The sequence below is a fragment of the Acinetobacter sp. CY73 genome (assembly GCF_059515865.1).
The window spans coordinates 60271-67303 of the sequence record NZ_JCAKMZ010000019.1 but is presented as its reverse complement, the minus strand read 5'-3'; the positions used below and the strand labels follow the sequence as shown (position 1 = coordinate 67303).

Genomic DNA, 7033 nt, shown 5'->3' with positions numbered 1-7033 from the left:
AATCAATCAGTAAAAATCCACACAAGTTGTTCTTCATAATCTCTTAATGATCTTCTTGTTGGTTCGTCACCAGCAAGCTAGGTCGGCTATACTACTCTCTTTCGATAAATAGTCAACTGCAATTTCAAATTATTTTAAACTTTCTTTCTAAAACCCAACTTAATCATTTTAACTAAGTTACTGTTTTATCAGAAGTTTTAATCTTCATCACCGCCGATGGATGTGCATTCTACAGGATTTCACATGCGTTGCAACCCTTTTGCAAATAAAGATGTTTCGTATGGATATTTAATAAACCAATAATTTTTAAGTTATTAATATTTAACAATAATTTATTTTAATTAAATTTAACTATTCACTTTCTTTTTCTAGATAGCTGAGGATCATAATGGATAATTCTTTCTTAAGTTGTTGTTCTGTAATAATAAAATCATTATTACTCACATATCGCATCATGGTAAATAAAGTACTATTAATAATGACGAATGATTTATGTTTGAGCGTTTCAAAACTCCAATGCGGATAAAAGCGATTAAATACGTACAAACCCACTTCTAAAAAGTGCTTTTCTAAGATTTCTGCCGCTTCTGAGTTGTTGTAGCCATGCCAATATTTTAAAACTTCTATAAAGAAACCATTGTCTTCACGCATCACATCAAAACCAAATTGAAGGCTCATATCAATCAATGCTTTTAATTCGATCTGCTCTTTAACCATTGCCATTTGTTTTAAAGCTAATCCTAAGTTTTCGCTCTTACGGCGTAGTAACTCCAATATGATTTGATCTTTATTTTCAAAATACTGATAGATAGAACCAACACTCACTCCAGATTTTTCAGCGATCTTCGGCGTAGTCACCTGCATTAACCCATATTCAGCTACACAGATTTGTGTTGCTTCTAAAATCGTGTCCACGATTATTTTTGCTCTTTGTTGTTGTGGTTTTTTTCTCATAATGTCTTTAACTATAAAATGCGAATTGAATGCGAATAAATATTCATATTAATCTTTGATCAAAGAATAATCAGAGCTACAACTCTATGTCAAACCTTCAACCACCCAAACGTCTCGCCTCTTTTGATAAGATGGTCAAAAGTGATCTCCTCTCAAAAATTTTAAATAAAGTCACTGAACAAAACTTCATACCAAGCTATCAGGATTATTTAGACTTAAATGAAAGTATGTTTACAGGCGATGTCGCCATGGATAAAGTCATGGCATGGGTCATGACCAATCCAAGACAGAACCGTAAGCTTTTTGAAACTGCACTTTATAAAGGTGTTGATCAACTCCCTGAGCCCATTCCAGTGCTGACAGAGTTTTTCAAATTGGTGGAAACAGTACCTGAATGGCTTGATTCATCAAAAATTAAAACATCTATTCAATTTACACATCGTTTGGGTACCAATAGCACGTTTATTCTTCGAGATGTGGCATTAATGACGGGATATCAATATCCAGGTTTCAACCAACCCCTGATTTTAACAGGAGCACTCAGTAAATATGCGGGTAAGCGAATGGCTGAAACGCATAAATGGTGGCTGGATATCAACAAAGAACATAGTTTTGATCGTTTTAATGATGGATTTACCTCAACCATTTTCGTACGATTTATTCATTCTTTAGTTCGCTATCAATTGAATAACTCGAAAGAATGGGATACTGAGACTTGGGGCATGCCAATCAATCAATTTGACCAAGCGTTGACCAATATTGCCTTTAGTGGTGTATTGCTACTGGGTGTTCGTGGTCTTGGGATTTTTCCAAACAAAGATGAAGTCGATGCGTTGATGCATTTTTGGAAATATACAGGCTGGCTGATGGGTGTTGATGAGAAATGGCTGATCGATAAAGAATCGGAGGGTTGGAAATTACTACAATGGATGAACTATGCCCATCCTCAGGTGGATGAAAGCAGTAAAGCGCTCGCTATAAGTCTATCCAAAGAACCATTTGAACGTGAATACAAATACTTTAACGCGTTTCTCCAGAAAAAAGCTTATCGCAATCATCTCGATGTGACTCAAATGTTTTTAGGCCGTAAAAAAATGAAAAACTTAGGTTTAAAGCCTCGTGCAGTCGCTTGGTACCCACTTTATCTATTGGCGAAAAACACAGTCATCTATAATAGTGCCAAACAAATCTCCAAACTGGATGTTTATCTACAAAAAAGAGGACGACAACAACAGGAAAATACGCTGAAACTTTATCAAAATGCAGGCAAACAATTGGCGAGTATGCATCAATAATTTCCATGTTGAATTCTATATTTTCAAGCAATAAAAAGACCGAGTTATTTAACTCGGTCTTTTAAATCTTTTAATTGGTCAGTGAACTTAAAACTTCATACTGATGCGTGCCCAGTAATTACGACCAATATTGTTAAATTGTTCAGTTGCTGCTAGACCAGTACCTGCATCCCCTAATTTATTAAGATGTTCGGTATAGGTTTTATTGAGGACATTATCAATACCGACTGACAGATCTACACCATCTTGAATGTGATAGGTTCCATTTAAAGAAAGCGTACCAAAACCAGCACTTTCTTTCAGGTCATAACCGACAATATTGCCTTGATTCAAGCTCACACGGTTTTGACCATCTGCTATGCGCCAGTAAGCACCTAATGTATAGTTGTCTTGAATATAACGCAGGTTCACTCGTGCTTCTAAAGGTGAAATTTGAGGTAAAGGTGTATTGTCTGTCGTGTTTTTACCCCATGCATACATGGCACTCATATCCGCTTGAATAGCATCGGTAAATTGATAACCTACGCCCGCTTCCGCACCTGCAATGGTCGCATCCACATTACGGCTATGTGCCTCAAGAGCGCCCATCATGCCTTTCTGCTGATAACTTGTAAGAACATAATCCTTCACTAAACCAGCATATGCAGAAGCCCAAGAACTAAAACCACCATGCTGATGCTGATAGCCCATATCAAGTTGTAGCGTCTTTTCAATATCAATATGATTAAAGGTATTTGGGTTACCGTTACCTGATTTAGGACTAAATAACTCCCAATAATCAGGCATACGTTCAACAAAACCTAAACCAATATAGGTTTTACCATCATCATGTTCGGGATGAGCATTTTCAAAACGAATAAAACCACTGGCTAGAGTTTTATCACGCTCGACATTGACCTCAGTGGAAGTCAATCGTTCATCTTTTACATTGACTTGATCAACCCGTACACCTGTGACTAATCGATTATCCTGACCCAAATCATAAGTCAGTTCACCAAAAGCCCCATAAGACTGGAACTTCATATCCGTTTCACGAGCTTTATCTTTATAAGTGTTATGCATCCCCTTACGAATACTGTGTTCGTTATTTTGAGAATCCAAACCAGTAACAAAATCGATTTTATCCCACTCATGCGTTACAGCAATACGCGCATTGAGTGTTTTACGCGCCACATTGGTTGCCATAGGCATACCCATCATGTCAGAGGGTATAAATTTACGTAAACTGAAATTATCCATCACATGATCATTAAAATTGTAATTGACTTGGGCTTCAATTTTTTTGATCACATCCGTGACGTTTTGCTTTTCAAAGCGCAGTCCCAAACTTTCACGAGCAAACTTTGAACCGTCCATTGCCCGACCTGCGTATACTGCTTCACCATCAGCCTGACCGCCTGTCAACTCTAACCAAGTATTTTCATCAGGTGTCCATCCAAGCGCTAAATCTGCATTCCAACGCATCCAATCCGAAGGAACGGTATTTCCATTGCCATCTTGGTAGCTATTTGAAACGGAACGGTTAGTGTTCAAACGTATATATTTTTGTTCATCACCCACAGCTGCTTCAATATTCTGATCTAAACGTCCGTAAGAGCCGACGACGACACTCGCTTGCCCACGATAGTTTTTACCATTACTGAATTCTTCAGGACGGCGCTCAAAAATCACGGTTGCTGCTGAACCTGTATTGGCATATTGAACCGTTTGTGGCCCTTTAATCACTGAAATTCGATCATAACTTTCAGGGGAAATATACGACGTTGGTGAGTCCATACGGCTTGGACAGGCACCCAAGTTTTCTGAGCCATCCGTGAGGATTTTAATTCGTGAACCAAACATCCCACGAAAAGTCACATCACCATTGGTTCCTGCCCCACTATTCACAGCGCTAAAACCAACAATACTTTGCAGATAATCTGCGCCATCTGTCGCTGGAATCGGTTGAATCGGCTGTTTGGGATCAGCGCGAACAATCAAACCATTAACATCATTGCCCTGATGAGCCGTAGCGATAATCGGTGCTAAACTAACAGGTGAATTTTTTGAATTTTGATCGTGCTGGACTTCAGTGTTTGCACTTGTCACACCTGAATAAAAAACAACACAAATCGCAGCCGCAAGAGGCTGTAAAAAGAATTTTGGCTGGGCCATTTCTAAATCTCACTGATACATAAATAAAGTTGTTCTGGAATCAACAAAGACCCAGAGAGAAAGATTCATTTATGTAAACAGTGGTGGCGCGCGCCCTTGAGGAAGAAGATATAAGCGTTGGAGCTGAAAATAGACATGCTTAAATGCTTTTTCAAATGCTAGCAGTCGAACTTGAATACGATCGATGACCACAGCCAAACTGAGTTCAGGAGGCAAAACCAAATTACCAAATACCGTACAGTATTGGCATTGATGGTTGGCATCATGATGATGTTCTGAATGTACGGATACTTGATGAGACAACGGGTCTGATGAATCGAAATGCGTTGGTGCAGAACGCTCATCTTTAACATGATGATGAGATGCATGTTGATACTGATCAGAAACATCATTTATATGTGGATGCTGATCACTGTTCACTTTTTGATTTATCAAAGGATCATAAACATCTGATGCATGTTTGTGCGTTGGTTCATTCGATAAAGGTTTAAATAAGGCGCGGGTGATCGTTTCGCAAACCGGGGCAATTTGAAATTGCTTCGGTAGCAAAGGCTGTAGGAAAACAGCGATCTGTAATAATACTGCCGTGAACCCAAGCAGAAACCCTATGCGTAACAACGACCCTACTCATGTTCAAATTTTCATGTGGTTATATTATAACAAAGCCCAATCAAGATTGGGCTTTGTAAATCAATAAATAATCAAAGAAAAATTAACGTTTTACCGCTACTTTTTCCTTCTGACGCTGGCGCACCACTTTTTCAACTTTTTCACGCGCACGCTGGCGTTTTAACGGCGACAAGTAGTCAACAAACAGCTTGCCATCTAAGTGATCCATTTCATGTTGAATACATACAGCCAATAAACCATCCGCATCCATTTCAAATGCTTGACCATCTAGACCGATCGCTTCAATTTTCACGCGTGACGGACGATCAACTTTATCGTATATTTGTGGTACAGAAAGACAGCCTTCTTCATAAGGTTGCGTTTCTTCTGTTAGAGCAGTCACTTTGGGGTTGATGAAAACCATCGGCTGATCTTTATTTTCAGACAAGTCCATGACGATAAGCTGAATATGACGATCAACTTGTGTCGCTGCTAGGCCAATGCCTGGTGCTTCATACATGGTTTCAAACATGTCTGCTGCAAGTTGACGAATTTCATCCGTCACTTCACTGACAGGTTTTGCAATGGTACGCAAACGGGGATCAGGAAAACTTAAAATAGGTAATAAGGCCATACTGCTCCTCACTGGCTATGCCATTGATCTTAAAAAATTAATGAAGTTGATGCTTCATTTAGTAATACGTGTAATATGCGTATTATAGCGCAAATAGATACATAATTTTAGGAATTATGATAATGAAAAAGCTTTTCAATGGCACAAACCATTTACGTGCTAAGGGGTTTAAACAACACTGTGTTGCTCTTGCAATCTGCTTAAGTGCTGGCGTATTTACAACACAAATAACACAAGCCAGCCCGAACCATTCCCCGCCTGCACTCAAAGCAAGTGCACCCAATGTTTATGTGGTAAAAAAAGGCGATACCTTATGGGATATTTCTGGCAAATTCTTGAGTTCGCCTTGGCGTTGGAAAGAAATTTGGGCAAGTAATCGCCATGTCAAAAATCCGCACTGGATTTATCCGGGTGATCGCCTATTACTTTGTACTTTGGATGGTCGTCCATTGATTGGTAAAGATGAAGGCGATGGCTGTGAAGGCGTGATTCGTCGTCATGGTGGTGGCGCATCATTACAACCACAAATTCGCATTGAATCATTAAACAATACGATTCCAGTGATTCCTGCGGCACACATTCAACAATGGTTAGATCATGGTTTGATTATCGCACCTGAATCTATCAAAGATACGCCATATATTCTTGGAACGGCAGACAATCGTGTTGTTGCAGGTGTTGGTCAAACGGTTTATGCACGTGGCAATGGTTTAGTTGCAGGTCAAAACTACGGTGTATTCCGTGAGTCTGAACCATATACGATGACTGACGCAAAAGGTAAAAAGCAAATTGTCGCGGCTGAATTACTCGAAGTTGCGGCAGGTACTGCGATTGAAAATGAAGGTGATGTGACGACACTGGAACTGACTGCAAGCTTTAATGCTGAAGTACGTCGCGGTGATTTGGTGCTACCGCGCTACAACCCTGAATTACCAAGTTTGTTCTACCCGACTGCAACCAATGAAGTGACTGCAGATGGTCAGATCATCCGTGTGATGGGTTCTATTGGTACAGCGGCCCAACGTAGTGTAGTTACCGTGAACCGTGGTGCTATGCATGGTGCCAAAGCTGGGCACGTATTAACTATCTATCAACAAGGTGAAGTGGTTCGTGATCCTAAAACGAAAGAGTCAGTTAAACTTCCTAATCCACGTGTAGGAAATCTGATGATCTTCAAAACCTTTGATCAGTTCAGTTATGCGTATATTTTAGATAGTTCACTTCCTGTAAAAGTAGGTGCTCTGATTCAAGCGCCACCAACGACGCAGAACTAATCATGCAATATTCATGCTTCAAATGAATGACATGAGTTAAATCCAATTAGGCTGTTCTTTAAAAAATTAAAGATCAGCCTATTTATATCTGATCGCGCGATATAAAATGAATC

6 protein-coding genes and 1 pseudogene are annotated in these 7033 nt (G+C 39.4%); 2 read left to right on the top strand and 5 right to left on the bottom strand.

Annotation, left to right across the window (positions count from 1 at the left end):
• Positions 1-351: 351 nt before the first annotated feature.
• A complete protein-coding gene (locus tag AC5YD2_RS10400; RefSeq protein WP_496126260.1) occupies positions 352-954 on the bottom strand; it encodes a TetR/AcrR family transcriptional regulator in 603 nt (200 codons plus the stop codon).
• Positions 955-1040: 86 nt separating this feature from the next.
• Between AC5YD2_RS10400 and AC5YD2_RS10395 the strand changes: the two genes are divergently transcribed.
• On the top strand, positions 1041-2249 hold the full coding sequence (locus AC5YD2_RS10395) for an oxygenase MpaB family protein (RefSeq protein WP_496126259.1): 1209 nt from the start codon (positions 1041-1043) through the stop codon (positions 2247-2249).
• Positions 2250-2336: 87 nt separating this feature from the next.
• Here AC5YD2_RS10395 and AC5YD2_RS10390 read toward each other — a convergent pair whose 3' ends face one another.
• From AC5YD2_RS10390 to def, 4 genes and pseudogenes are all read right to left on the bottom strand, one after another.
• Entirely contained in the window at positions 2337-4403 is a 2067-nt protein-coding gene (locus AC5YD2_RS10390; RefSeq protein WP_496126258.1) for a TonB-dependent copper receptor, read from the bottom strand.
• A 69-nt stretch (positions 4404-4472) separates the two neighbouring features.
• A complete protein-coding gene (locus tag AC5YD2_RS10385; protein WP_496126264.1) occupies positions 4473-4910 on the bottom strand; it encodes a DUF2946 domain-containing protein in 438 nt (145 codons plus the stop codon).
• Positions 4886-5021: pseudogene (locus tag AC5YD2_RS10380) on the bottom strand (DUF2946 domain-containing protein); the annotation flags it as partial. The pseudogene AC5YD2_RS10380 and the gene AC5YD2_RS10385, both read right to left, overlap by 25 nt.
• 94 nt (positions 5022-5115) lie before the next feature.
• Positions 5116-5646, bottom strand: a complete 531-nt coding sequence (gene def / locus AC5YD2_RS10375) for a peptide deformylase (RefSeq protein WP_496126257.1) — start codon at positions 5644-5646, stop codon at positions 5116-5118.
• Between the two features lie 122 nt (positions 5647-5768).
• Here def and AC5YD2_RS10370 point away from each other — a divergent pair, with 122 nt between their 5' ends.
• A complete protein-coding gene (locus AC5YD2_RS10370; protein WP_496126256.1) occupies positions 5769-6920 on the top strand; it encodes a LysM peptidoglycan-binding domain-containing protein in 1152 nt (383 codons plus the stop codon).
• Positions 6921-7033: the final 113 nt, after the last annotated feature.